Here is a 24,242-nt window from a genome sequence, read left to right on the forward strand (position 1 = left end):
ATGAAGCTATCACAATTTAACTTTAAGTTGCCAAAAGATCAGGTGGCACTTTATCCACATAAGGCAAAGCACGTGGTAAAAACGGCTAGTGGTGAACGTACATTCGAGATTACTCGCCGCGATGAGTCCCGACTCATGGTTCTCCACAAGAAGTCAGAAACCATCGAGATGTACAAGAAAGATGAAAACGGCAAGGATATGGTTGATGCCGATGGCAATCCAGTATTCCTGCAGTTCAAGGATATCGTGAATTACTTCGAAGAGGGCGATACCTTCATCTTCAACAATACCAAGGTTTTCCCAGCCCGTCTTTATGGTACCAAGGAGAAGACCGATGCCAAGATTGAGGTGTTCCTGCTCCGTGAGCTCAATCCTGAGATGCGCCTTTGGGACGTATTGGTAGAGCCTGCCCGCAAGATCCGTATCGGCAACAAGCTTTTCTTCGATGATGTCAACGAGATGGTTGCCGAGGTTATCGACAATACCACCAGCCGTGGCCGTACCCTCCGTTTCCTCTATGATGAGGATGGCAATCATGATGTCTTCAAGCGTTCGCTCTTCGCTCTGGGCGAGGCTCCGCTTCCTCGCTACGTTATCGATGCACGTGAGGATCATCACGCTACAGAGGATGATATGGACGATTTCCAGTGTGTTTTCGCTGAGGTAGAGGGTGCTGTTACTGCTCCTGCTACCGGTCTTCACTTCTCACGCGAGCTGATGAAGCGTATGGAAATCAACGGTATCAACGAGGCTTATATCACCCTGCATTGCGGTTTGGGCAACTTCCATGATATTGAGGTGGAGGACCTTACCAAGCACAAGATGGATTCTGAGCAGATGATGATCAGCCAGGAGGCATGCGATCTGGTTAACAAGACCAAGCTTGCCGGCCATCGCGTCTGCGCTATCGGTACCAGTGTGATGAAGGCAACAGAAACGGCTGTAGGCACCGATGGTATGATGAAGGCTTTCGATGGATGGACCAACAAGTTCATCTTCCCTCCATACGATTTCGGTCTTGCTGACTGTGCCGTAGCCAATTTCTATCATCCGGAGTCAACCCTGATGATGAGTACTGCAGCCTTTGGCGGTTACGACCTGGTTTACGAGGCATACAAGATGGCTGTGAAGAATGGTTATATGTTTGGCTGCTATGGTGATTCTTTGTTGATGCTTCCAGATTAAACAGCGGTATAAATAGTTTTTATACACATAGAAGTTGTTGATATTCTGGGTTTTAGCTTAGTTATCCACAATTTTAAAAAAGTGTGAATAAGTATGTATCAGGTATATTTAAGTCTCGGTACGAATTTGGGCAACCGAAAGCGCAACATTCGCGAGGTAATAGAAAAGATAGGAGAGCAGATTGGTGTGGTAGAGCGCCAGTCTGCTCTTTACGAAACCAAGCCTTGGGGCTATTCATCGCCCAACGACTATATCAATGCCTGTGTGCTGGTTCTCACCACGATGGCTCCGCGCCAGGTGCTGGAGGCTACGCAGCGCATAGAGCGCGAAATGGGGCGCACTATGAAGTCGGTGGATGGCGAATACCAGGACCGCATCATCGACATTGATATCCTGATGATAGATGACTTGGTGATAGATGAGCCCGATTTCAAGGTTCCCCATCCATTGATGGAGGAGCGTGAATTCGTGATGAAACCGCTGAAGGAGATACTCAGGTAATTTAATTTTAGTAAGTATACAAAAACGGGCTAGGAGCTTTTTCGCTCCCAGCCCGTTTTCTGTTTCTTATCTTTCTTTATTTATTCCTGCTGCGTTCTTTCATCCAGGCAGATGGCGTAACACCTTCTGATTTGGCAAAGACGCTCGAAAAGTAGGGCAGCGAAGAGAAACCTACGTTGTAGGCGATATCCTTCAGCTTGGCATCAGGATGCTCGCTCATCATTTTCTTGGCTTCTTCCAGGCGCAGATTCGCTATCCAACTGCTGAAGCTCATGCCGAATTCTTCCTTGATGAAGGAGGAGAGGTAGGTCTTGTTGGTATACAGCCTGGTGGCAAGATCATCTATCGTGAACTGGTCCTTCAGATACGATTTCTCCTGAATCCATTCCGTTACTCTAGGGCGCAGCGTTTCGATGTAGGCTTTCTTCGGACTGGCTTCTCCGCTCTTTTCTTCTTCCGTCTTATCGCAGTCTGCCTTCATCAGCGTCTCGTATTCTGAGGTATAGTTGATGATGTTTACCAGAATATAGAGGTTCATGCCCACCACATAGAATTGCACCAGCCAGTTGAACAGAGCACCCGTACGGATGGATATCACGCCCAGTATCAGCATGCCGTAGAAGAGCCAGTGGCTCACCTTGAGCCATCTGATGAAATGGCTCTTCTCGTTCGAGAAGTAGTTTTCGAAGAGGGCGTTGCTTCTCAGATAGCACTTGTTGAAGTAGTAGATATGCCCTATGAGCATCTCCAGCAGTCCTATCAGGGCGATAAGCAGCAGAGGTATCTGGTATGCCTTCAGCGCATCTGTCATGGCGATAAGGGCGAAGAAAGCCATCATTGTGAACTTTACGGCTATCGTCCTGCAGCGCTTCCGGGAGATATAATGCGGGTCGAGCAGACTGCTGAGCGAGAAGCTGAAGCAGATGCCCATCAGATAGAAGAGGATGATGTCGAAACAGGGAACCCAGTTGTTATATTCCGTCCAGCTTCCTGTAAATGAAGCTATCCAGATCCATATATTCAGGCTGATGAGCATCATTCCGCCTGCCATCAGTCTTTTAGATCTGCGAAAAGTTTTGTAAACGGCTGTATCAGGTGTCTGGTAGAGCAACAGGATGGTTGCCAGCGTCAGATAGATGATGCTGGTTATGGTTACAAGTTCTACAAAGTGCTGTTCTAAGAAATGAATCATATTCTTTTTTTTTATTTACTCAAGACTTGAGTATGCAAGAAAAATCCCATCGCTCTTGCGAACGATGGGATTCTGTTCTGTTAAGCAATGTGTCTGCCTAAGCTGATTACTTACGAAGACCGAGGGCCTTGATGATAGCACGATAGCGATTGATGTCGCGATCATACAAGTAATCGAGCAATGCACGACGCTTTCCTACAAGCTGTGTCAACGCACGTGTTGTAGTATAATCTTTACGGTTCTTCTTAACATGTTCCGTCAAATGAGCAATACGGTATGAGAACAATGCTATCTGGCTCTCAGCAGAACCAGTATCAGAGTTAGACTTTCCGTACTTGCTAAAGATCTCTTCTTTTTTTGCTTTGTCTAAATACATAGCTGTAAAAACTTAATTTAATAAAATATGAATATGTTTAATTTTGTGCATCTGATGACCTTCCTCACGGTGGTTTCATTAAAAATGCGGTGCAAAGATACAACTTTTTGCCGAATTATGCAAACATTTCGGGATTTTTTTGTAATTTTGCACCCAAATTTAAGTATTTAAGGTAAAAATTAAAATGCAAGACATTAGAAACATTGCAGTTATTGCACACGTTGACCATGGTAAGACTACATTGGTCGACAAGATGATGCTCGCCGGTAAGCTGTTCCGCGACGGCCAGGATAACAGCGGCGAAGTGCTCGATTCCAACGACTTGGAGCGCGAGCGTGGTATAACCATTCTCTCAAAGAATGTATCTATCAATTGGAAAGGTACTAAGATTAATATCCTCGATACTCCTGGACACTCTGACTTCGGTGGTGAGGTTGAGCGCGTGCTCAACATGGCAGATGGATGCCTCCTCCTCGTCGATGCTTTCGAGGGTCCGATGCCTCAGACTCGTTTCGTGCTCCAGAAGGCATTGCAGCTCGGACTGAAGCCTATCGTCGTTGTTAATAAGGTAGATAAGCCTAACTGTCGCCCTGAAGAGGTGTACGAGATGGTATTCGACCTGATGTGCGACCTCGATGCTACAGAAGACCAGCTCGACTTCCCAGTAGTTTACGGTTCAGCCAAGAACGGCTGGATGGGCGAGGACTATAATCATCCAACAGACAATATCGATTATCTGCTCGATAAGATTATTGAGGTTATCCCAGCTCCTAAGCAGCTCGAGGGTACTCCACAGCTCCTTATCACATCACTCGATTACAGCTCTTATACAGGTCGTATCGCCGTAGGTCGTGTTCACCGTGGTACATTGAAGGACGGCATGAATGTTACTATCTGCCACCGCGACGGAACCCAGGAGAAGACCAAGATCAAGGAGCTCCACACCTTCGAGGGTATGGGCCACAAGAAGACCGATCATGTAGATTCAGGCGATATCTGTGCCGTTGTCGGCTTGGAGAAGTTTGAGATTGGTGATACCATCTGCGACTTCGAGAACCCTGAGCCACTGCCTCCAATCGCTGTCGATGAGCCTACCATGAGCATGCTCTTCACCATCAACGATTCACCATTCTTCGGTAAGGAAGGCAAGTTCTGTACATCACGCCACATCCAGGAGCGCTTGAACAAGGAGCTCGAGAAGAACCTCGCTCTCCGCGTACAGCCTTACGAGGATTCTACCGATAAGTGGATTGTATCAGGTCGTGGTGTGCTCCATCTCTCTGTACTCATCGAGACCATGCGCCGCGAGGGCTATGAGCTCCAGGTAGGTCAGCCTCAGGTTATCTATAAGGAGATTGACGGTGTGAAGTGCGAGCCTGTAGAGGAGTTGACCATCAACGTACCAGAGGAGTTTGCTTCTAAGATGATTGATATGGTAACCCGCCGCAAGGGTGATATGACCTCTATGCTGAACATGGGCGAGCGTGTAGACATTGAGTTTGATATCCCATCACGTGGTATCATCGGTCTGCGTACCAACGTGCTTACCGCTTCTCAGGGCGAGGCTATCATGGCTCACCGCTTCAAGGAGTATCAGCCATACAAGGGTGAAATCAGCCGCCGTTCTAACGGTAGCATGATTGCGCTCGAAACCGGTACTGCCTTTGCTTACGCTATCGATAAGCTGCAGGATCGTGGTAAGTTCTTCATCGACCCGGGTGAGGAGGTTTACGGCGGCGAGGTTGTAGGTGAGCATGTTCACGACAACGACCTGGTAGTCAACGTAACCAAGGCTAAGCAGCTTACCAACGTGCGTGCTTCCGGTTCTGACGATAAGGCTCGCGTCATTCCTAAGACCGTGATGAGTCTTGAGGAGTGCCTGGAGTATATCCGTGAGGACGAGTACGTAGAGGTAACTCCAAAGAACATGCGTATGCGCAAGATCGAGCTCGATCACCTGAAGCGCAAGCGCAGCAACAAAGACTAAACAGAAATGTTTTTGTGGAGATTTTTTAGAAAGTTTTCATTGCCCTGCTCCCTGGTTATGGGAGCATTGGGCTACCTGATATTCGCCAATGTGCCCTTCCTGGTGCCCATTGGCGATTATTGTGGTCCGAGGTTGGTAAGTCTGATGCCGGTGGTGCTGTTCTCCCTGCTCTATGTTACTTTCTGTAAGATAGAAATCAGGGAGATGAAGCCTAAGGCGTGGCATTTCATCCTCCAGCTCATCCGTACCTCGCTGGCATTGATGATGGTGGTGCTCATCTTCGAGTTCGGCTCCGATTACAGTACCAAACTGGTTCTCGAGGGTGCCTTCATCTGCTTCATCTGTCCTACGGCTGCCGCCGTGGCTGTGGTTACGGAGAAGTTGGGCGGCAGTATCGGTTCGCTGACCACTTATACGGTCATCGCCAACATTTTTACGATGATCATCATTCCGAGTCTTTTCCCGATGGTAGAGAAGGGGGCAGACGTATCGTTCCTCATGATGAGTGCGATGGTGTTCCGCAATGTCACTACCGTGCTGGTGGTGCCTCTGCTGCTTGCCTTGCTGAGCCGCCGGTTCCTGCCAAAATGGGTGGATAAGGTGAAGAATGTAAAGGATTTGGGTTTTTATATGTGGTGTTTCAACCTCACGATACTGATGGGCGAAACGGTTCGCAACATGCTCCATGCCGAGGTATCGGGCGTAACGATGCTTCTGCTGCTCTTTGTACCGCTGCTGGTATGTCTCCTCCAGTTTGCCATCGGCAAGACGGTAGGCAGGCATTTCGGTGCGAGTATCAGTGCCGGTCAGGCGTTGGGACAGAAGAATACGGTAGTGGGCATCTGGCTCACCCTCACCTTCCTGAATCCTCTTTCTGCCGTAGCACCGGGTGCCTATGTAGTATGGCAGAATCTGGTCAATGGCTGGCAACTTTGGTATAAAGAAAAATATGGCAAGCTTAAGTGGTAAGCTTGCCATATTTTTTTGTTTCTAATCCTGGGTAGGGTAGATGAGGTTTTCTTCCCTGATGCAGCAGAGCACCTCATCCAGATATTTTCTGGCTTCATATTTCGCCATAGGCAGGTCGTGGAGCAGGTAGTTGCCACAGTCCTTTGCCGCCTGTCCCGGAATCTCACCCTCGAAATCGGCGATAAACTTAAAGGTGCGCTTCATCAGTTCCACGATGTCCTTGCTCTCCAGGTCGCCCTTGATGAGGAGATAGTTGCCCGTGAGGCATCCCATCGGTCCCCAGTAGATGATGCGGTCCTTCCACTCCTCGTCGTTGCGCAGATAGGTGGCAGCCAGGTGCTCAATGGTATGGATGGCGCCGTTGTGCAGACAAGGCTCCTGGTTAGGCACCTTCATTCGGATATCGAATGTTGTGATGACTTCTCCGCCTACTTCGTCCTTACGGCTCACGTAGATGCCGCGGAGCAGTTTATTGTGATTGATTGTAAAACTTGGAATCTTATTCATCTTTTTTATAATGTTGAATGTTGAGTGTTGAATGTTGAGTGAATAGTGTTGAATGTTGAATGTTGAATGTTGAATTAGGCTAGCGCCCTTGAGTCCGTTAGGCAAAAATTCAACATTCAACACTCAACATTCAACACTTCTAAAGACTTTCGAGAAAAGCCTTGGTAACGTTGAAAGAGCCTTCAGCCATCTTAGCCCAGAAGTCGAAATACTGCTGTGCCTTGGTATCTTTCAGCGGTACATCGCTGATGATGCGGAAGGAGATGAAAGGCGTCTTGTAGATGTGGCAGGTCTGGGCGATAGAGCAGCTCTCCATATCCACCGCCATCGCCTGAGGAAAGTGTTCCAGGATAGAGCGCATCTTCTCCTTGCTGTCTACAAACCATTCGCCGCTCACAATCTGTCCGGCGTGGATCTTCGGGTGCCTATTGCCCGGCAGGTTGTTGATGGCGAGTGCCTTCTCCACATATTCCTTAGGTGACTTGAAGGAAGCCGGCATGCCCAGAATCTGTCCGAATTCGCATTCCTCGCCGCAGTAGGCATCGTGGTAAACGCAGTTGGTTGCCACCACCACCTCAGTCACGTTGAGGTTGATATCAGCGCCTCCAGCCACGCCAGAAGAGATGACGAGGTCAGGGTGATAGTTGTCAATCATTTCCACGGCACCTATGGTACTGTTCACCTTACCGATGCCGCATTGTTGCATCACCACCTCGTTATTGCCTATCTTTCCGATAACGAAGTCCTTATAATTTTTTCTCTCAACCTGCGATTCGGTCAATAATGTTTTGAGTTGCGCGAACTCTTTGTCCATCGCAACGATAATTCCTATTTTCATCTTGTATACTAACTTTTGGGTGCAAAGTTACTAAAAATATTGCAGAGAGTAGCAAAGTTTAAGGAGTTTTTAAGGAAAAAGGCTTTTAAAGGTAAAAAAGTAAAAAAAGCCCCCGATGCGTGATGCACCGGGGGCTTCGGTCGGTTACCGAAGTAGCATACCACTTCTTCTTACCTGCGTTTTCACTAGTCTGAGGTGTGCGCTGTACTTTACGATATTTCAATGTTCCTTTTACTTCCATAATCTTTAGTTTTAATGTCGAATGTTGAATGTTGAATGTTGACTTGGCGGGGTGCACAAGCCTTTCTTGAATCACGATGCAAAGATACGCCAATTCCCCGATACCACCAAATTTCAGCGTGTGATAAGGCGCGATTTTCAGCACGCTTTCAATCTGAAATCTGTTAAACAATCTAACTCGCCGTTTTGCGCCCCGCAACTCATACTTTTTCAGAAGAGAAAACATAGAGTTAAAGAGAAGAAAACACAGCACCTTATTCAGTATTCAGTTATTCAGTTTTTTTTTAAGGGGTTACTTTTTACCCCCTTAAAAAGTAAAGTTTATATACTATCTATATATCTATATATATAATATATATAATATAATGTAATAATAAAAATACATTACAAAATAACCAATCCCTTTCTTTCGGGTTTTCAAACCCTTTATCCATGTAAGGGTTTAAAAAAAAACTGAATAACTGAATACTGAATACGGATGGTCTTACCCATGCCCCCTGTTTTAGGGTGCATGGGTAGTTTTTTAAAAAAGGAGAACCGCAGTTCTGTGCCCAACAGATGCTCTATGTTAACGAGAGCGGTTTCTATGCTTTGGTTCTCGGCTCCAAACTTCCTACTGCCGTGAAGTTCAAGAACTGGGTTACTGCCGAGGTTTCCTAGAAGTTAACTCCGAAATTGAGCTGGAGGGCTCCATTGCGCGATTTGTCGAAACTGTCGTGGCAGATGTTGGCAAGACCGATATCGTAGGTGAGATCGGCATAGAACATGTCGTAGCCGATGCCGCAGCCGATGCGGATACCACCATCAAGACGGCGGAAGTTGGCATCCTTGAATGAACTCTCTGCCTCACGCTCGGCAAAGTTTTTGATTTTACCTCCTACACCAACGGCAAAATAGCCGCCTACCTGAGGCTGGATAGAGAAGTGGTCGTCTACCTCGTACTTGTACTTCAGAACGGCAGGAATCTCAAGATAGTTGAGATCGTAGGTCATCTTCTTGCCTTCAGGAAGATCCTTCTTGCCACCTTTCTCTATATACGAAAGTCCGGTTTCGAGATAGAGTGGGGCGCTGTCGGTCAATGGGATGCCGGCTACTACGCCCACGTTCAGACCAGTCTGCCAGTCGCCACCATCCAGACGGGAATCGTCGGAATTGACAAAGGTGAAGGCAGGACCGATGCGGAAACCATAATACGGGCTGCCGTAGTTGTGGTTGTAACGGTAGTCGAGATGCCCCGTCTGCTTGTTGTAATATCTGCTGTCACGATAATTCTGTGCAGCTGCCGGCATCAGAGCCAGGAGCAATGCCATCATGATGAATGCTAATCTTTTCATAATTCTTATTCTTTTATACATTAATATATACTGTTTGAAGAAACTTGTTTTACGATGCAAAGGTAGGGATAAAAATCGAAACGGCAGCGAGTGTTTCCCTAAATGATAGAGGGGAACCCCTATTTCTGACCTAATATAACTTTCTCAACAAAAAAAATATAAATTTTTGCTATATTTTTTTGTTTTGTCTCCAATTTGTGCTATCTTTGCCTTCAAATTATAAACGTTTATATAGAAATATGAAATTTTTGAAGAAGTATCTACTGGATATTCTGGTAGTTATTGCATTTGCAATCATCTCCTTCGTCTACTTTATGCCTGCCGATATGGACGGACGAATCCTCTTCCGACATGATGCAGCGGCAGGAAAGGGACTGGGACATGAAAAGGAACTCTTCCAGCAGCAGACGGGAGAGACTACACGATGGACGAACTCGGTGTTTGGCGGTATGCCTACCTATCAGATGTCGCCTTCGTATGACAGTAATCAGGTGCTCAGCCAGATTGTGAAGGCATATCATCTGTGGTTGCCAGACTATGTTTGGTATGTTTTCGTATACCTCCTGGGCTTCTATATTATGCTGCGTGCCTTCAACTTCAGACAGTCGCTGGCGGCGCTGGGAAGTATCATCTGGGCATTCTCGTCCTACTTTTTCATCATCATCGCTGCCGGACATATCTGGAAGGTATGGGCGCTGGCTTATCTGCCTCCGATGATTGCGGGCGTGGTGCTTGCCTATCGGGGCAAGTATCTCAAGGGACTGCTCCTTACTGCCATCTTCTCGGCTTTCGAGGTGCAGGCTAACCACGTGCAGATGACTTATTACTACCTCTTTATCATCCTCTTCATGGTGATTGCCTTCCTGGCAGATGCCATCAAGAAAGGTGAACTCGCACGCTTCGGAAAGGCTACGGCGGTATGCGTGGTGGGTGCCCTCATCGGTATCTCGCTCAACCTCTCGAACCTTTATCATACCTGGCAGTATGGTCAGGAAACCATGCGAGGAAAGAGCGAACTAGTAAAGAAAAATGTGGCTAACCAGACCAGCAGCGGTCTGGATAGAGACTATATCACACAGTGGAGCTACGGTATCGACGAAACCTGGACGCTGATGATTCCGGATGCCAAGGGCGGTGCCTCCGTTCCGCTGGCGCAGAACCAGCAGGCGATGGAGAAGGCGGATCCTAACTTCGTTCAGATTTACCAGCAGCTGGGACAGTACTGGGGCAACCAGCCGGGAACGAGCGGACCGGTATATGTAGGTGCCTTCGTCTGCATGCTCTTTATCCTGGGTCTGTTTATCGTGAAGGGTCCGATGAAGTGGGCGCTGCTTGCTGCCACCATCCTGAGCATCCTGCTCGCCTGGGGTAGAAACTTCATGCCGTTTACCAATTTCTTCCTCGATTATGTGCCGATGTATGCCAAGTTCCGAACGGTGGCATCTATCCTCGTCATCGCAGAATTCACCATCCCGCTCCTGGCGATGATGGCGCTGAAGAAGATTGTGGATGAGCCGGAGATTCTGACAGAGAAGATAAAATATGTATATGCCAGCTTTGGTCTGACAGCAGGCTTCTGTCTGCTCTTCGCCATCATGCCGGGCGTATTCTTCCCTGATTTCGTATCGGTACAGGAGACTCAGGCGCTGCAGCAGTTGCCTCAGGAGTATATCTCTCCAATCATGAGCAATCTGACAGATATCCGCAAGGGCATCTTCACATCCGACTGCTGGCGTTCGTTCTGGATTATTCTCATCGGTTCGGCACTGCTGATGCTCTTCAAGATGAAGAAGCTGGGCAAGGAATATATGATTGCCGGTATCGCCGTGCTCTGTCTGGTGGATATGTGGATGGTGAACAAGCGCTATCTCTACGATGATATGTTCGTGGACAAGGCGCAGCGCGATACACCGCAGCAGATGACCGAGACCGACAAGATTATCTGCCGTGACAAGGCACTCGACTACCGTGTGCTGAATCTGGCATCGAATACATTCAATGAGAACGAGACCTCTTACTACCACAAGAGCATCGGCGGCTATCATCCAGCCAAGCTCCGTCGCTACCAGGAGATGATTGATGCTCACATCGCTCCTGAGATGCAGAAGACGATGCAGGCGGTAGCTGCTGCGGGCGGCGATATGACCAAGGTGAACGGCGACAGTATCTATCCGGTATTGAACATGCTGAATACCAAATACTTCATCATGCCGCTGCAGGGCGGACAGACCGTTCCTGTTCAGAATCCGTATGCCTACGGCAATGCATGGTTCGTAGACGAGGTGAAGTATGTGAACAATGCCAACGAGGAAATCGATGGTGTGGGCAAGGTGAACCTCCGACACGTGGCTGTGGCTGATGCCAAATTCAAGGAACAGCTGGCGCAGAGCGTGAAGCAGGATGATACTTCGGTGGTGAAGATGATTCAGTATAAGCCGAACAACCTGACTTACGAGGTGAAGTCGAACAAGGGTGGTGTGATCGTATTCTCTGAGATTTACTATCCGGGCTGGACGGCTACGGTTGACGGACAGCCGGCTGAGCTGGGTAGAGTGAACTATATTCTGCGTGCGTTGAACGTGAAGGCTGGTAACCACAAAGTGGTTCTCGATTTCCATCCTCAGTCGCTCAAGAATACCGAGACGGTGGCTTACATCGGTTATGGCGTTCTGGCTCTCCTTATTATAATAGGTGTAGTGGTTGAGGTGAGAAAGCGCAAGAAGGCTTCTCCGGAAGTGAAAGAATAAAAAGGAGAAAGACTTATGCTGTTTCGCACAGAAATAGATATTCCGAAGGCCGACTTCGAGATAGGGGCGGCAGAGCGGATGCTCTTTGTGGGCAGTTGCTTTGCCGACAATCTGGGTAGGCGGTTTGTGGAGAACCGCTTCCGGGCTACGGTGAATCCCTTCGGGGTGATGTATAATCCGGCAAGCATTCTCCATACGGTAGAGAAATGTTCCGAGGTGCGTCCCCGTGTGGCTGTCTTTACGCTGGGTACCAACCATGTGTATATCCTGAAGGAGACGGGCGAGATAGTGGACAACTGCCAGAAGCGCCCGCAGCGCCTCTTCGAAGAGCGGGAACTGAGCGTGGACGAATGTGCCGGCTATCTGCAGAAGGCTATCAATCTGCTGAAATCGCAGACCGCAGCATCCGGTAGCAGTGAAGGCACTCTGAAGGTAATCATCACGGTAAGCCCTATCCGCTATGCGAAATACGGCTATCACGGGAGTCAGCTTTCGAAGGCTACGCTCCTGCTGGCAGCCGATAAGCTAGTGAAGGAGAATCCCGGAGTGGTGAGCTATTTCCCGGCTTACGAGATTATGAACGATGAACTTCGTGACTACCGCTTCTACAAGGAAGACATGCTGCACCCGAGCGAACAGGCTGTGGAATATATCTGGGAGCGGTTCCGGGCAACTTACTTCGGTAAGGCAGCAGAGCAGTTTCTGGAAGACTGGCGGCCTATCCGCGAAGCACTCGGCCACAAGCCCTTCCATCCCGAGAGCGAGGAACATCAGAAGTTCATCGCCAGGACGGAAGAGAAGAAAATACAATTTGAGGAGAAATATCATCTCTTATAAAATGGAGAAATATCATCTCTTATAAAATAAAGAATATTTAAATAACAAGACAATGACATATACTATTGAAAAGGTAACCACACTGATAGGTGCGCGTCGCTATGGAGACAATGATACCAACATCGGTTTTATCCTGACCGATAGTCGTTCACTTTGTTTCCCAGAGGAAACTCTGTTCTTTGCGCTCAAGTCGGAGCGTAATGATGGTCATAACTACATCCCTGAGTTGTATCGCAGAGGTGTGAAAAACTTTGTTGTAACGAATGTGCCTAAGGGCTATGCTTCTGATTATCCGGGAGCCAACTTCCTGAAGGTAGTAAACACGCTCGAGGCTCTCCAGCGTCTGGCTGAGCGCCACCGTGACGAGTTCAACATCCCTATCGTAGGCATCACGGGCTCAAACGGCAAGACCATGGTCAAGGAGTGGCTCTACCAGTTGCTCTCGCCAAGCATGTTTGTTACCCGCAGTCCGCGCAGTTACAACTCTCAGATAGGTGTGCCATTGTCGGTATGGCTGATGAACGAGCAGACCCAGGTGGGCGTTTTCGAGGCAGGTATCAGTATGCCTGGCGAAATGCTTGCCCTGCGTGACATCATCCAGCCAACCATCGCCGTACTGACCAATCTGGGTGCTGCCCATCAGGAGAACTTCTCTTCCATGGAGGAGAAATGCCGGGAGAAACTCATCCTCTTCCATGACGCAGAGACCGTAATCTATGATGGCGATGACGAGGTTATCAACAAGGTGATAGCCGAATATCCCGACTATAAGGGCGAGAAACTCTTCTGGTCGCTCAAGAATGCGGAGGCTCCTTTCTATGTAAAGAACATCGAGAAGCAGCAGAGCGTGAGCGTGATTACCTATATATATAAAGGTGTGGAAGACAGTTTCTCTATCCCGTTCATCGACGATGCATCTGTACAGAATGCCATCATCTCTGCCGTCGTGGCATCGAAACTCGGTCTTTCGGCTGAAGATATCGACAAGCGCATGGCACAGCTCGAACCTGTGGCAATGAGACTGGAGGTGAAGGTAGGACAGCACGGATGTACGCTGATCAACGACAGCTACAACAGTGATATCAATTCGCTTGATATCGCCCTCGACTTCATGAACCGCCGTCCTGACCATCGCGGTCGTCGCCATACACTGATATTGAGCGACATTTACCAGAGCGGTCAGGCACCGGAGGTATTATATAAAGAGGTGAGCGATTTGGCCCGTAAACGTGGCGTGGTAAAGTTCATCGGTATCGGTCCTGAGCTCTGCAAGCAGCACGACGTGATTCAGATTTCAGAGAAGTTCTTCTTCCCGAATGTAGAGGAATTCATCGCCAGCGAGGTGTTTGCTTCCTTGCGCGATGAGGTGATTCTGCTGAAGGGCGCCCGTCAGTTTGGCTTCGACCAGCTCACCGAACTGCTGGTACAGAAAGTACACGAGACTACGCTGGAGGTGAATCTGAATGCCGTGGTAGCCAATCTGAACTACTACCGTGCGTTTATGAAGCCGGAAACCAAGCTGGTATGCATGATTAAGGCAGACGGCTACGGTGCAGGTGCCGTGGAGATAGCCAAGACCCTGCAGGACCATCGTGTAGACTATCTGGCTGTGGCTGTAGCCGATGAGGGCGTTACGCTGCGCAAGAACGGCATCACCAGCAACATCATGATCATGAATCCGGAGATGACCGCCTTCAAGACTATGTTCGATTACGACCTGGAGCCTGAGGTTTACTCTTTCCGTCTGCTCGATGCGCTCATCAAGGCAGCTGAGAAAGAGGGCGTAACCGGTTTCCCTGTCCATATCAAGCTGGATACCGGCATGCACCGCATGGGCTTCGACCCTGAGAACGATATGGAGGAACTCATCGGCAAGCTGAAGCACCAGAATGCTATCATCCCACGTTCTGTGTTCTCTCACTTCGTGGGCAGCGATGACGACAGTTTCGATGATTTCTCAGCTCATCAGTTTGAACTCTTCGACAAGGGCAGCAAGCAGTTGCAGGCAGCCTTCGACCATAAGATATTGCGCCATATCTGCAATTCGGCAGGTATCGAGCACTTCCCGGAGCGCCAGCTGGATATGTGCCGTCTGGGACTCGGACTCTACGGCATCAATTCGCGCAACAACAAGACCATCAACTGCGTGAGCACCCTGAAGACAACCATTCTGCAGATGCACAACGTGAAGGCAGGTGACAGTGTGGGCTACAGCCGCAAGACGATTCTCGACAGAGACAGCGTCATCGCAGCCATCCCTATCGGATATGCTGACGGACTGAACCGCCGTCTGGGCAACCGTCATGCCTACTGTCTGGTGAACGGTCAGAAGGCAGATTATGTGGGCAACATCTGTATGGATGTGGCTATGATAGACGTGACCGACATCCCTTGCAAGGAAGGAGATTCGGTAGAAATCTTCGGCGAGCATCTGCCTGTCCAGACACTGAGCGACATCCTCGAGACCATCCCTTACGAGGTGCTGACCACCATCAGCAACCGTGTGAAGAGAGTTTACTTCCAGGACTAGGAAGTGAAGAGGGAAGAACGAAGAGGGAAGAATGAAGACCGATTCGGTAAAAAATCATTTAAAAACGTATAAAAATAGAGAAATCCTATCAGAAATGTTCTGATGGGATTTTTTTTGCGTAAATTTTTCCATCAAAACGTATTGTAATTGAAGAAAAAAGTGTATCTTTGCACACAACAAATCATCTAAAGACAAAAAAGGGTGCTCCTTGTCGAGTATTTTCTAACAATTAAACAATTCAAAAAATTAAAATGGAACAAGTATTTAGCTATATTATCAGTCTCGGTGCGAGCGTGATGATGCCTATCATCTTCACGGTCATCGGTCTGTGTATTGGCATGAAATTCGGAAAGGCTCTGAAGTCGGGACTCTTCGTAGGCGTGGGTTTCGTAGGCTTGGGCGTGGTAACAGCATTGCTGACTACCAACTTCAACGACCCATTGAAGGCTATTTCAGACATCTACCACTTACAGTTAAACGTTTTTGACATGGGATGGCCAGCAGCTGCAGCTGTAGCTTACAATACAGCAGTGGGAGCATTGATTATCCCAATCTGTCTGGGTGTCAACTTCCTGATGTTGATTACCAAGACAACACGTACAGTGAATATCGACCTCTGGAACTACTGGCACTTCGCCTTTATCGGTGCAGTGGCTTACTTCGTGATGGGTCAGAGTTTGCTCTGGGGCTATTTCGCAGCCATCGTCTGCTACATCAATACCTTGGTCTGTGCAGACCTGACAGCCGACAGATTCCAGAAATATTACGATTTGGATGGTATCTCTATTCCGCAGCCATTCTGCCAGAGTTTCGTGCCATTCGCAATCGTTTTCAATAAACTCTTCGATATGATTCCGGGCTTCTCTAAGCTCGATATCGATGCAGAGGGACTGAAGAAGAAGTTTGGCGTGCTCGGTGAGCCACTGGTACTCGGTGTTATCGTAGGTGCCCTGATAGGTTGGGCAGCCCAGCTCGATATCAAGAAGATTCTCTTCCTGGGTGTAACGATGGGAGCCGTGATGGAGCTGATTCCTCGTATTACAGCCCTGTTTATCGACGGTTTGAAGCCTATCTCAGAGAAGACACAGGAGTTGGTGAAGACCAAGTTTAACGGCACGAAGGTTCATATCGGTATGAGTCCTGCCCTGGTAATCGGCCATCCTACTACTCTGGTAGCATCTGTGATTCTGATTCCGGTTATCCTGGCTATCGCAGTCTTCCTGCCAGGCAACCAATTCTTGCCTTTAGCTTCGTTGGCAGGTATGTTCTACCTCTTCCCAATGATTCTGCCGTTTACAAGAGGTAATGTGGTGAAGACGCTTATCATCGGCCTGGTAACCCTCGTCATCGGTCTCTATTTCGTTACCGATATGGCACCAGACTTTACGCTGGCAGCCAACCAGGTTTATGCAGCAACAGGCGATAATGCCGCTCATATCCCTGACGGATTCTCAGGCGGTGCACTCGATTTCGCATCCTCTCTCTTCGGATGGGTTATCTATCGCGGTGTGAAGCTTTCATACGTAGGTATGGGTGTTCTCGCAGTCATCACGGTAGCCATGATGGTTATCAACCGTCAGCGCATCGTGAATGAAGAGGAAAAGGTAAAAAGGTAAAAAGAGCCTTTCCCCTCCTGTCCCCGTTCCCAGCGATTCCATCGCTGGTCCCCTCAAGATAAAATATCAATAATAAAACAAGATAATTATGAAGAAATTAACATTAATATTGGCAGCAATGGTATTAACAGCAAGTCAGGCTTTTGGCCAGTGTGGAAAATGTGGTTATGAAGTGAAGGCAGAAAATGCCTACACTAACTACAACGTTCGTTATGCAAGTAATCCGATGGATGCAAAGCACTATACAACAGACCGTCTTCGCGGTGAATTCGCTATCGAGAAGGTGTTTGCTCCAGGCGAGGTAAACTGGACATACACCCTATTCGACCGCTTCCTCATCGGTGGTGCTGAGCCAACAACCGCTCCTCTGAAGCTGACTTCTATCGCTCCTCTCTATACAGACAAGCCAAACGATCAGAAGAATCTGCTCGACAACCGCGAGTTGGGTATCATCAACATCGGTGGCGAGGGTACTGTTACCGTTGACGGCAAGAAGTATACACTCGGTTTCCAGGAGGCTCTCTACGTAGGTCGTGGTGCCAAGAACATCGAGGTAAGCAGCAAGGATGCAGCTAAGCCAGCTAAGTTCTATATGAATAGCGCTTGTGCTCATCAGACATATCCTACCAAGAAGGTTACCCTGAAGGATGCCAACAACATCAAGGCTGGTAGCCTGAAGGAGAGCAACGACCGCGTAATCCACCAGTTGATTATCGACGGCGTAGCCGGTGTTCGTACCTGCCAGTTGCAGATGGGGGTTACTGAGTTGAAGGAGGGTTCTGTATGGAACACCATGCCAGCTCATACTCACCTCCGCCGTATGGAGACTTACCTCTATTATAATGTACCAGAGGGCCAGAAGATTCTCCACGTAATGGGTGAACCACAGGAGACACGTCCTATCTGGTTGAACAACGAGCAGGCTGTGATTGCTCCAGAGTGGTCTATCCACTGTGCAGCAGGTACCAGCAACTATACCTTTATCTGGGGTATGGCAGGTGAGAATCTGATCTACAACGATATGCAGGTAGTGAAGATTCCTACATTGGAATAATAAAATACATGATATGGCAACCTGGTTTATGATGAATATGATCCAGGCTTTGCCGTCTAAATAGTAATCTAAAATAAAAATAAGTATAACGCTTAAAAACTTTTTGCAAAATGAGTCCTATTACAACAAGCAAAATGTCCAACTTTCGTTGGGTAATCTGTGCACTGCTCTTCATCGCAACCACAGTCAATTACATGGACCGTCAGGTTCTCTCTTTAACATGGAAAGACTTTATTGCTCCAGAATTCCACTGGACAGATGATCACTATGGTACCATCACCGGTCTTTTCTCAATCTTCTATGCCATCGCTAACCTCTTCGCAGGTAAGTTCGTTGACTGGATGGGCACCAAGAAAGGTTATCTCATCGCTATCTTCGTATGGTCAACAGGTGCTGTGATGCACGCCGGTTGCGGTTGGGTAGCTATGCAGATGGAAGGATATGATTCTATCGAGGCGCTCCGCATGGTACAGGCTGGTAGTGATGCAGCCGTAGCGATTGCTACAATCAGTGTATGGCTGTTCCTCTCTTGCCGCTTGATTCTTGCTGTGGGTGAGGCTGGTAACTTCCCAGCAGCCATCAAGGTAACAGCAGAGTATTTCCCTAAGAAAGACCGTGCTTTCTCTACCGCTATTTTCAACAGTGGTGCTTCAGTAGGTGCTTTGGCAGCTCCTGCTACCATTCCATTGTTGGCTCGCAGCATGGGCTGGGAGTGGGCTTTCATCATCATCGGTGTGCTCGGTTATATATGGATGGGCCTCTGGGTATGGCTCTATGACAAACCATCTGACAGCAAGCATGTAAACAAGGCTGAGCTTACTTATATTGAGCAGGATGAGGACCTCGAAAAGGTTGAGGCTGAGAAAGAGACAGAGACTGCCGCTGAGGAGAAAACTATCGGTTTCCTGAAGTGCTTCAGCTACCGTCAGACCTGGTCATTCATCGTAGGTAAGCTGATGACTGATGGTGTTTGGTGGTTCTTCCTCTTCTGGGCACCAGCTTATTTCTCTGACCAGTATGGTTATTCTTCAGATTCAGGTATGGGTATCGCCCTCATTTTCACTCTCTATGCTATTGTAACCGTATTGAGTATTGGTGGTGGTTACTTGCCAACCTACTTTGTTGACAAGAAGGGTATGAATCCATATATCGGTAGAATGCGTGCGATGTTGATTTTCGCTTGCTTCCCATTGCTCGGTCTGATTGCCCAGCCTATGGGTGCGTACAGTGCATGGTGGCCAGCTATCATCATCGGTTTGCTCGGTGCAGGTCATCAGGCATGGTCAGCTAACCTCTATTCTACCATCGGTGATATGTTCCCTAAGTCAACTGTAGCTACTATCACCGGTATTGGTGCGATGGCAGGTGGTATCGGTTCCTTCCTGATTAACAAGGGTTCCGGTATGCTCTTCACCTATGCAGATGGTCAGGGTTCAGCCTTCAGCTTCATGGGCTTTGATGGCAAGCCAGGTGCCTACATGATTGTATTCTGCATCTGTAGTGTTGCTTACCTCGTAGGCTGGTGCATCATGAAGGCATTGGTTCCTAAGTACAAGCCAATCGTTGTAGAATAACGAAAAAGTAAAAAAGTAAAAAGGTAAAAAAGCCTAGCGGAATGTTAACCAGCGAGGTGCCCTTTTTACCTTTTTACTTTTTTTACCTTTAAATAAATCCTTGCTGTTTGAGGGCTTCGATAAAACCAACGCTCATCGCCTCGCAATCCTTCTTTGTGTATCGGATGTCGGTGAAAACCTGGGCTAGGGTCTCTACGTTGTTGATGCGAACGAACTCCTTGTTCTCTTCAAGAGCTTCCTTCTCTGCATAGAAGTCATCAATCTTCTCTGGGGTGTAATCTTCGAAATGCTCGTGGTGGATGATGCTGCGCAGAGGGAGACGGTCGCTCAGGGCTGGATGTTCTGCCGGCCAGCCGATGGTCAATGTGGCTACTGGCATTACGAGCTTAGGGAGCTTCAGAGTGTCGATGATCATCTTTGGCATATAAACCGTAGTTCCCAGGAAGCAGGTGCCTAAACCGGCTTCTTCTGCCAGATTGGTGAAGGTCTGGGTAAAGAGAAGGGCATCGGTAGCTGCATTCATAAAAGAGAGAATGTTGTCATAGCCCGGGGTTCCCTTGCGGTTCTCCGCCCAGAGGGTTGTGCGGCGATAATCAGCACAGATGGTGAGGACGACAGGGGCTTCTGTTACCATCGGCTGGTTGAAGTGGGCTGGCGCCAGTGCCTTCTTTCCTTCTTCACTTCTTGTTACCACAACGCTGTAAAGCTGCAGGTTTCCCATTGTCGGGGTGCGCTCTGCCTCTTCCAAAAGGCGGTTCAGGAGTTCTTCAGATACTTCCTTCTCTGCATATTTTCTGATGCTTGTTCTGTTCTTAATCGATTCCATATCTTTTTTATTTATCATTATACCTTATTATATATATATAGGAGTTCTGTTCCATTTCAGAACCCTATTTTGCTGCAAAGTTAGTGAAAGTTTCCCAAAAAGTTGTCTTTCTTTCGCTTTTTTAGTGAAATATATGCCAAAACGTTTCAGATTTTAGAAATAAAAGTTTAATTTTGCACCTAAATATGAAACGTTTGATATGAAATATACTGAAAATATGACTTTTGAAGAGGCTTCCAAGGCTCTTATAGATGAATTGAATGCTAATCTGGCAACACTTCATCAGAATTATCATGTAGAACAGTCTGATTGGAATAAACTCTATGATCAGATAGCCAATGTTGTTTCAGAGGAAACTCATCTTCCTGTTTTCTCTCCTGAAGTGATGGAGGTGCGACCTCGAGAACTGGAATGCGATGTGGTGCGATTCCAGAATAATAAGGAGAAATGGGTGGCTCTGGTAGGACTGCTCGACGGTCATCCATACGAAATCTTTACGGGTTTGCAGGATGAGGACGAGGGCATCATGCTGCCTAAATCTGTAAGCAAAGGCAAGATTGTGAAGACCATTCTGGATGGAGGATTGAAGCGATACGACTTCCAGTTTGTGAACAAGCGAGGATATAAGATTACGGTTGAGGGATTGAGCGAGAAGTTTAATCCTGAATACTGGAACTATGCCAAGCTGATTTCCGGTGTGCTGCGCTACCGTATGCCTATAGAACATGTCATCAAACTCGTTTATCAGCTCCAGCTTACTTCAGATAACATCAATACCTGGAAGAAAGGTGTTGTGACAGCCCTGAAGAGATATCTGAAGGATGGTAGCCTGATGAAACTTTACGATGATAGTGATTCCGAATCCTAATCCACAAGATAGAAACTGATATAAACTATGCTTTTCTGTAGTAAGATATACTTAAAGAATGTCCGTTTCCATGCATATCACGGCGTTCTGCCACAGGAAACCCGGGTGGGCAACGATTATGTGGTGAATCTGGATGTGTTCTATGATTTCTCCAGAGCCATGGAAACCGATGAACTGGCTGGAACCCTCAACTATGCAGAACTCTATGAACTCGTGAAACAGGAGATGGAGATACCTAGCAAACTGCTGGAACATGTAGCCGGAAGGATAGGAAAGCGACTCTTTGCAGAATATCCGACTATTCAGAAAATACAACTCGCCATTACCAAAGTTAATCCTCCTTTTGGAGCAGATTGTGACGGCGCAGGGGTAGAAGTTGTATTAACAAATGATAAAACTTTATAGTAGATTTAGGTTTTCTGATACAAAAGTAGTAATTTTGCAAAATCATCAGAAAGATATGTTGAAGAAAATAACATTCATATTGACCCTATTGTGTATGTTGGTGCTGACAGCGACAGGCGCCAACCGCCGTTTCACGCTCGTTATCGACCCAGGTCATGGCGGTCATGATGCGGGTGCACTTGGTGCTATTTCCAAAGAAAAGAATATCAATCTCTCTGTGGCATTGCAGTTTGGCAAATATGTTGAGCGCAATATGCCGGATGTGAGAGTCATCTATACCCGCAAGACGGATGTCTTTATTCCTCTGAAAGAGCGTGCCAACATTGCTAACCGTGCCAATGCCGACCTGTTTATCTCGGTACATACCAATGCGCTGCCAGCCGGTAAGATAGCCCGCGGTTTTGAAACCTATACGCTCGGTATGCACCGTGCCAAGGATAATCTCGATGTGGCTATGCGAGAGAACTCCGTTATCTCGATGGAGAAGGGTTATCAGCAGACCTATCAGGGTTTCAACCCGCGATCTTCTGAGAGCTACATCATCTTCGAGTTTATACAGGGTAAGAATATGGAGAGAAGCGTAGAACTGGCGCGCAATATCCAGCGAAAGGTATGTTCCGGTGCCAACCGTCCGGATAAGGGTGTGCATCAGGCAGGATTCCTGGTTCTCAGAGAAACCTCGATGCCTAGCTGTCTGATAGAGCTCGGTTTCATCACTACTGCCGATGAAGAAAGACTGCTCAACGATGCCAGCAGGGTGGATGATATCGCCCGAGGCATCTACGAAGGTTTTGCGCAATATCGCAATAAATACGATAAATCCATCTCGGTTCCTTATCGAGCTGCGGATACAGAATCGGTGCCGGTTGCCAAGATAGTTTCTGATACGAAGCAGGAGAAGGACGAGCGCCGTGCTGAGGAGGCGGATACTGCGCCGAGAAGAATGGTGAAGCATGTGGAAACCAGAGCAACAAAGGCTAAAACGGTTCAGCAGAACAGAAGACAGAACCAGCAGGATAAGCCGGCTCAGCAGAACAGACAGACGCAGCAGAACAGACAGAACCAGCAGAACAGAACTGTAGCTCAGAACCAGCCGGCACAGCAGAAAGCCCATGTAGCCGATGCGCCTGTCTTCAAGCTTCAGATATTTGTCAGCAACCGCATGCTCCGCAAGGGCGATGCCCATTTTAAGGGCGAAACCGGTTATGACAGTTATCAGGAAGGCAATATGGTGAAATATACGATGGGAGCCTCTACCAACTATAATGAGATTTTCCGCTTGCGCAAGACGCTTGCCGAGAAGTTCCCGGAAGCTTTCATCATAGCTTTCAAGAATGGAAAGAAATATGATGTGAATCAGGCTATACGTGAGTTCAAACAGAACAGAAACCGCTGATTGACCTGAGTAAGGATAAGATATAAGCACGAATATATAAAGAGATAAATATGAAGCTAACAAAAGAAATCAAGATAGCTCTTGTAGCTATTGTCGGTATTTTGATTCTGTATTTCGGAATCAATTTTCTGAAAGGCATGAATCTGTTCTCTACCAACAATACCTATTTTATAACGTTTGATGACATCCAGGGACTGGGTGCCTCTACGCCTATTTATGCGGATGGTTATAAGGTAGGTACCGTGGATGGTTTGGAATATGATTACAAGGAGAATGGTCCTATCAAAGTAAAGGTGGATATTATCAAGGATTTGAGAATCCCGCAGGGCAGTAAAGCCGAAATAGTAAAGGACCTGATGGGTAACCTGCAGGTGAATCTGCTTCTGGCAAACAATCCGCGCGAAAGAGTAGAACCGGGTGGTATCATTCCGGGTGCTGTAAACGGAGGCATGATGGATAAGGCTGCCAACCTGGTTCCGGTAGTGGAAAAGATGTTGCCTAAGTTGGACTCTATCCTTACCAGCGTGAATGCGCTGCTGGCTGACCCGGCTCTGGCTGCTTCGCTGCATAATGTGGAAACCATCACAAGCAACCTCACCGTTTCTACACGTGAACTGAATACCCTGATGGCGGGTCTCAACAAACAGGTTCCGGGTATGATAGGAAAGGCAAATGGCGTGCTGGATAATACCAACCGCCTCACAGCTAATCTGGCCAGTCTTGATGTGCAGGGTACTTTGAACAAGGTGAACCAGACTTTGGAGAGTGCTCATCAGTTTACTGAGAAGCTGAACAGCAACCAGGGCAGCCTCGGATTGCTGATGAACGATACCAAGCTGTACGACAATCTGACGTCAACCATGGGTCATGCTGACTCCTTGGTTATCGACTTGAAGGCACATCCGAAACGCTATGTCCATTTCTCTGTTTTCGGCAGAAAAGACAAGTAAAAAGAGTCCGAGCTAAATAAATTTAGTCTAAATAAGATTCGGTATGTTTCACGCCCCGAAATGACTCGCAAACTGTTTGTTTGTTAGCCGTTTCGGGGACGTTACATTATTGTTTCACTGAATTTCAGTCTGCTATATTTGTATTTTAGACAAGTGTTTGGTATTCAGTAATTTAAAGACTATCTATTAAAATGTTTTAAATAAGGGGATTTGCATTTCTCCTATTTTTTTTGTAACTTTGCACGTGATTTCGCATCTTTTGGTGCGTCCCGTCATTTGTGAATTAAAGTATTAATAATATAAGTAATCA

Annotated in this window: 20 protein-coding genes and 1 pseudogene; 15 read left to right on the forward strand and 6 right to left on the reverse strand. The window is 47.5% G+C overall.

Annotated features, from left to right (window positions below; translation table 11 throughout):
- Positions 1-1,185 carry a tRNA preQ1(34) S-adenosylmethionine ribosyltransferase-isomerase QueA gene (gene queA, locus KUA46_RS16140; protein ID WP_006849071.1) on the forward strand — a complete coding sequence of 395 codons (1,185 nt, stop codon included), beginning with the start codon at positions 1-3 and terminating at the stop codon, positions 1,183-1,185.
- 93 nt (positions 1,186-1,278) lie between these two features.
- Positions 1,279-1,686, forward strand: coding sequence for a 2-amino-4-hydroxy-6-hydroxymethyldihydropteridine diphosphokinase (folK, locus tag KUA46_RS16145; protein ID WP_153085409.1), 408 nt, complete (start codon positions 1,279-1,281; stop codon positions 1,684-1,686).
- A gap of 76 nt (positions 1,687-1,762) precedes the next feature.
- Here the strand turns inward: folK and KUA46_RS16150 are convergent, their stop codons facing one another.
- Complete coding sequence (locus KUA46_RS16150; protein WP_218486694.1) at positions 1,763-2,878, reverse strand: helix-turn-helix transcriptional regulator; 1,116 nt, start codon at positions 2,876-2,878, stop codon at positions 1,763-1,765.
- Positions 2,879-2,984: 106 nt separating this feature from the next.
- A complete protein-coding gene (gene rpsO / locus KUA46_RS16155; protein WP_022122065.1) occupies positions 2,985-3,254 on the reverse strand; it encodes a 30S ribosomal protein S15 in 270 nt (89 codons plus the stop codon).
- Between the two features lie 184 nt (positions 3,255-3,438).
- Between rpsO and typA the strand changes: the two genes are divergently transcribed.
- Positions 3,439-5,241 (forward strand): translational GTPase TypA, encoded by a 1,803-nt coding sequence (gene typA / locus KUA46_RS16160; RefSeq protein WP_022122064.1) that lies wholly within the window; start codon positions 3,439-3,441, stop codon positions 5,239-5,241.
- A 57-nt stretch (positions 5,242-5,298) separates the two neighbouring features.
- The gene (locus KUA46_RS16165; RefSeq protein WP_420377682.1) at positions 5,299-6,210 is read left to right on the forward strand and encodes a transporter; all 912 of its coding nucleotides are present in this window, start codon (positions 5,299-5,301) and stop codon (positions 6,208-6,210) included.
- A 21-nt stretch (positions 6,211-6,231) separates the two neighbouring features.
- Here the strand turns inward: KUA46_RS16165 and KUA46_RS16170 are convergent, their stop codons facing one another.
- Positions 6,232-6,717 carry an S-ribosylhomocysteine lyase gene (locus KUA46_RS16170; protein ID WP_117587516.1) on the reverse strand — a complete coding sequence of 162 codons (486 nt, stop codon included), beginning with the start codon at positions 6,715-6,717 and terminating at the stop codon, positions 6,232-6,234.
- Positions 6,718-6,856: 139 nt separating this feature from the next.
- On the reverse strand, positions 6,857-7,555 hold the full coding sequence (locus KUA46_RS16175; RefSeq protein WP_218486692.1) for a 5'-methylthioadenosine/adenosylhomocysteine nucleosidase: 699 nt from the start codon (positions 7,553-7,555) through the stop codon (positions 6,857-6,859).
- A gap of 798 nt (positions 7,556-8,353) precedes the next feature.
- Here KUA46_RS16175 and KUA46_RS16180 point away from each other — a divergent pair.
- A complete protein-coding gene (locus tag KUA46_RS16180; RefSeq protein WP_218486691.1) occupies positions 8,354-8,455 on the forward strand; it encodes a BRO family protein in 102 nt (33 codons plus the stop codon).
- Here the strand turns inward: KUA46_RS16180 and KUA46_RS16185 are convergent.
- Positions 8,452-9,129, reverse strand: a complete 678-nt coding sequence (locus KUA46_RS16185) for an outer membrane beta-barrel protein (protein WP_238405583.1) — start codon at positions 9,127-9,129, stop codon at positions 8,452-8,454. The two genes, KUA46_RS16180 and KUA46_RS16185, sit on opposite strands and share 4 nt — an antisense overlap.
- 239 nt (positions 9,130-9,368) lie before the next feature.
- Between KUA46_RS16185 and KUA46_RS16190 the strand changes: the two genes are divergently transcribed.
- The 6 genes from KUA46_RS16190 (at position 9,369) to KUA46_RS16215 (ending at position 19,487) form a co-directional block, all read left to right on the forward strand.
- Positions 9,369-11,876, forward strand: coding sequence for a YfhO family protein (locus KUA46_RS16190; RefSeq protein WP_218486690.1), 2,508 nt, complete (start codon positions 9,369-9,371; stop codon positions 11,874-11,876).
- 15 nt (positions 11,877-11,891) lie between these two features.
- Positions 11,892-12,713 carry a GSCFA domain-containing protein gene (locus KUA46_RS16195; protein ID WP_218486689.1) on the forward strand — a complete coding sequence of 274 codons (822 nt, stop codon included), beginning with the start codon at positions 11,892-11,894 and terminating at the stop codon, positions 12,711-12,713.
- A gap of 52 nt (positions 12,714-12,765) precedes the next feature.
- A complete protein-coding gene (locus KUA46_RS16200) occupies positions 12,766-15,243 on the forward strand; it encodes a bifunctional UDP-N-acetylmuramoyl-tripeptide:D-alanyl-D-alanine ligase/alanine racemase (protein ID WP_218486688.1) in 2,478 nt (825 codons plus the stop codon).
- A 251-nt stretch (positions 15,244-15,494) separates the two neighbouring features.
- On the forward strand, positions 15,495-16,859 hold the full coding sequence (locus tag KUA46_RS16205) for a PTS galactitol transporter subunit IIC (protein WP_218486687.1): 1,365 nt from the start codon (positions 15,495-15,497) through the stop codon (positions 16,857-16,859).
- 88 nt (positions 16,860-16,947) lie between these two features.
- A complete protein-coding gene (kduI, locus tag KUA46_RS16210; RefSeq protein ID WP_118080715.1) occupies positions 16,948-17,913 on the forward strand; it encodes a 5-dehydro-4-deoxy-D-glucuronate isomerase in 966 nt (321 codons plus the stop codon).
- Positions 17,914-18,023: 110 nt separating this feature from the next.
- Positions 18,024-19,487: an MFS transporter gene (locus tag KUA46_RS16215; protein WP_218486686.1), complete on the forward strand. Its 1,464-nt coding sequence runs from the start codon at positions 18,024-18,026 to the stop codon at positions 19,485-19,487.
- 88 nt (positions 19,488-19,575) lie between these two features.
- On the opposite strand, the gene KUA46_RS16220 is transcribed toward KUA46_RS16215, so the two are convergent.
- Entirely contained in the window at positions 19,576-20,313 is a 738-nt protein-coding gene (locus KUA46_RS16220; protein ID WP_022121402.1) for a nitroreductase family protein, read from the reverse strand.
- A 370-nt stretch (positions 20,314-20,683) separates the two neighbouring features.
- Here KUA46_RS16220 and KUA46_RS16225 point away from each other — a divergent pair.
- The 4 genes and pseudogenes from KUA46_RS16225 to KUA46_RS16240 form a co-directional block, all read left to right on the forward strand.
- Positions 20,684-21,142 (forward strand): annotated as a pseudogene (locus KUA46_RS16225) (adenosylcobalamin-dependent ribonucleoside-diphosphate reductase); the annotation flags it as partial.
- Between the two features lie 66 nt (positions 21,143-21,208).
- Positions 21,209-21,586, forward strand: coding sequence for a dihydroneopterin aldolase (gene folB / locus KUA46_RS16230; protein WP_218486685.1), 378 nt, complete (start codon positions 21,209-21,211; stop codon positions 21,584-21,586).
- A 55-nt stretch (positions 21,587-21,641) separates the two neighbouring features.
- The gene (locus KUA46_RS16235) at positions 21,642-22,982 is read left to right on the forward strand and encodes an N-acetylmuramoyl-L-alanine amidase family protein (RefSeq protein WP_218486684.1); all 1,341 of its coding nucleotides are present in this window, start codon (positions 21,642-21,644) and stop codon (positions 22,980-22,982) included.
- A 50-nt stretch (positions 22,983-23,032) separates the two neighbouring features.
- Positions 23,033-23,932 (forward strand): MlaD family protein, encoded by a 900-nt coding sequence (locus KUA46_RS16240; protein WP_153138953.1) that lies wholly within the window; start codon positions 23,033-23,035, stop codon positions 23,930-23,932.
- The last annotated feature ends 310 nt before the right edge of the window (positions 23,933-24,242 follow it).

Source organism: Segatella copri (assembly GCF_019249765.2).
GTDB classification, from domain to species: domain Bacteria; phylum Bacteroidota; class Bacteroidia; order Bacteroidales; family Bacteroidaceae; genus Prevotella; species Prevotella copri_K.

Bases quoted from the DNA above. Each gene is read 5' to 3' on its own strand.
- KUA46_RS16190 (WP_218486690.1), top strand. From the start codon at position 9,369: ATGAAATTTTTGAAGAAGTATCTACTGGATATTCTGGTAGTTATTGCA.
- KUA46_RS16200 (WP_218486688.1), top strand. From the start codon at position 12,766: ATGACATATACTATTGAAAAGGTAACCACACTGATAGGTGCGCGTCGC.
- folK (WP_153085409.1), top strand. From the start codon at position 1,279: ATGTATCAGGTATATTTAAGTCTCGGTACGAATTTGGGCAACCGAAAG.
- KUA46_RS16175 (WP_218486692.1), bottom strand. From the start codon at position 7,555: ATGAAAATAGGAATTATCGTTGCGATGGACAAAGAGTTCGCGCAACTC.
- KUA46_RS16235 (WP_218486684.1), top strand. From the start codon at position 21,642: ATGTTGAAGAAAATAACATTCATATTGACCCTATTGTGTATGTTGGTG.
- queA (WP_006849071.1), top strand. From the start codon at position 1: ATGAAGCTATCACAATTTAACTTTAAGTTGCCAAAAGATCAGGTGGCA.
- KUA46_RS16195 (WP_218486689.1), top strand. From the start codon at position 11,892: ATGCTGTTTCGCACAGAAATAGATATTCCGAAGGCCGACTTCGAGATA.
- KUA46_RS16185 (WP_238405583.1), bottom strand. From the start codon at position 9,129: ATGAAAAGATTAGCATTCATCATGATGGCATTGCTCCTGGCTCTGATG.
- KUA46_RS16165 (WP_420377682.1), top strand. From the start codon at position 5,299: ATGGGAGCATTGGGCTACCTGATATTCGCCAATGTGCCCTTCCTGGTG.
- kduI (WP_118080715.1), top strand. From the start codon at position 16,948: ATGAAGAAATTAACATTAATATTGGCAGCAATGGTATTAACAGCAAGT.
- KUA46_RS16170 (WP_117587516.1), bottom strand. From the start codon at position 6,717: ATGAATAAGATTCCAAGTTTTACAATCAATCACAATAAACTGCTCCGC.
- typA (WP_022122064.1), top strand. From the start codon at position 3,439: ATGCAAGACATTAGAAACATTGCAGTTATTGCACACGTTGACCATGGT.
- KUA46_RS16180 (WP_218486691.1), top strand. From the start codon at position 8,354: ATGCTCTATGTTAACGAGAGCGGTTTCTATGCTTTGGTTCTCGGCTCC.
- KUA46_RS16240 (WP_153138953.1), top strand. From the start codon at position 23,033: ATGAAGCTAACAAAAGAAATCAAGATAGCTCTTGTAGCTATTGTCGGT.
- KUA46_RS16220 (WP_022121402.1), bottom strand. From the start codon at position 20,313: ATGGAATCGATTAAGAACAGAACAAGCATCAGAAAATATGCAGAGAAG.
- rpsO (WP_022122065.1), bottom strand. From the start codon at position 3,254: ATGTATTTAGACAAAGCAAAAAAAGAAGAGATCTTTAGCAAGTACGGA.
- KUA46_RS16205 (WP_218486687.1), top strand. From the start codon at position 15,495: ATGGAACAAGTATTTAGCTATATTATCAGTCTCGGTGCGAGCGTGATG.
- KUA46_RS16215 (WP_218486686.1), top strand. From the start codon at position 18,024: ATGAGTCCTATTACAACAAGCAAAATGTCCAACTTTCGTTGGGTAATC.
- KUA46_RS16150 (WP_218486694.1), bottom strand. From the start codon at position 2,878: ATGATTCATTTCTTAGAACAGCACTTTGTAGAACTTGTAACCATAACC.
- folB (WP_218486685.1), top strand. From the start codon at position 21,209: ATGCTTTTCTGTAGTAAGATATACTTAAAGAATGTCCGTTTCCATGCA.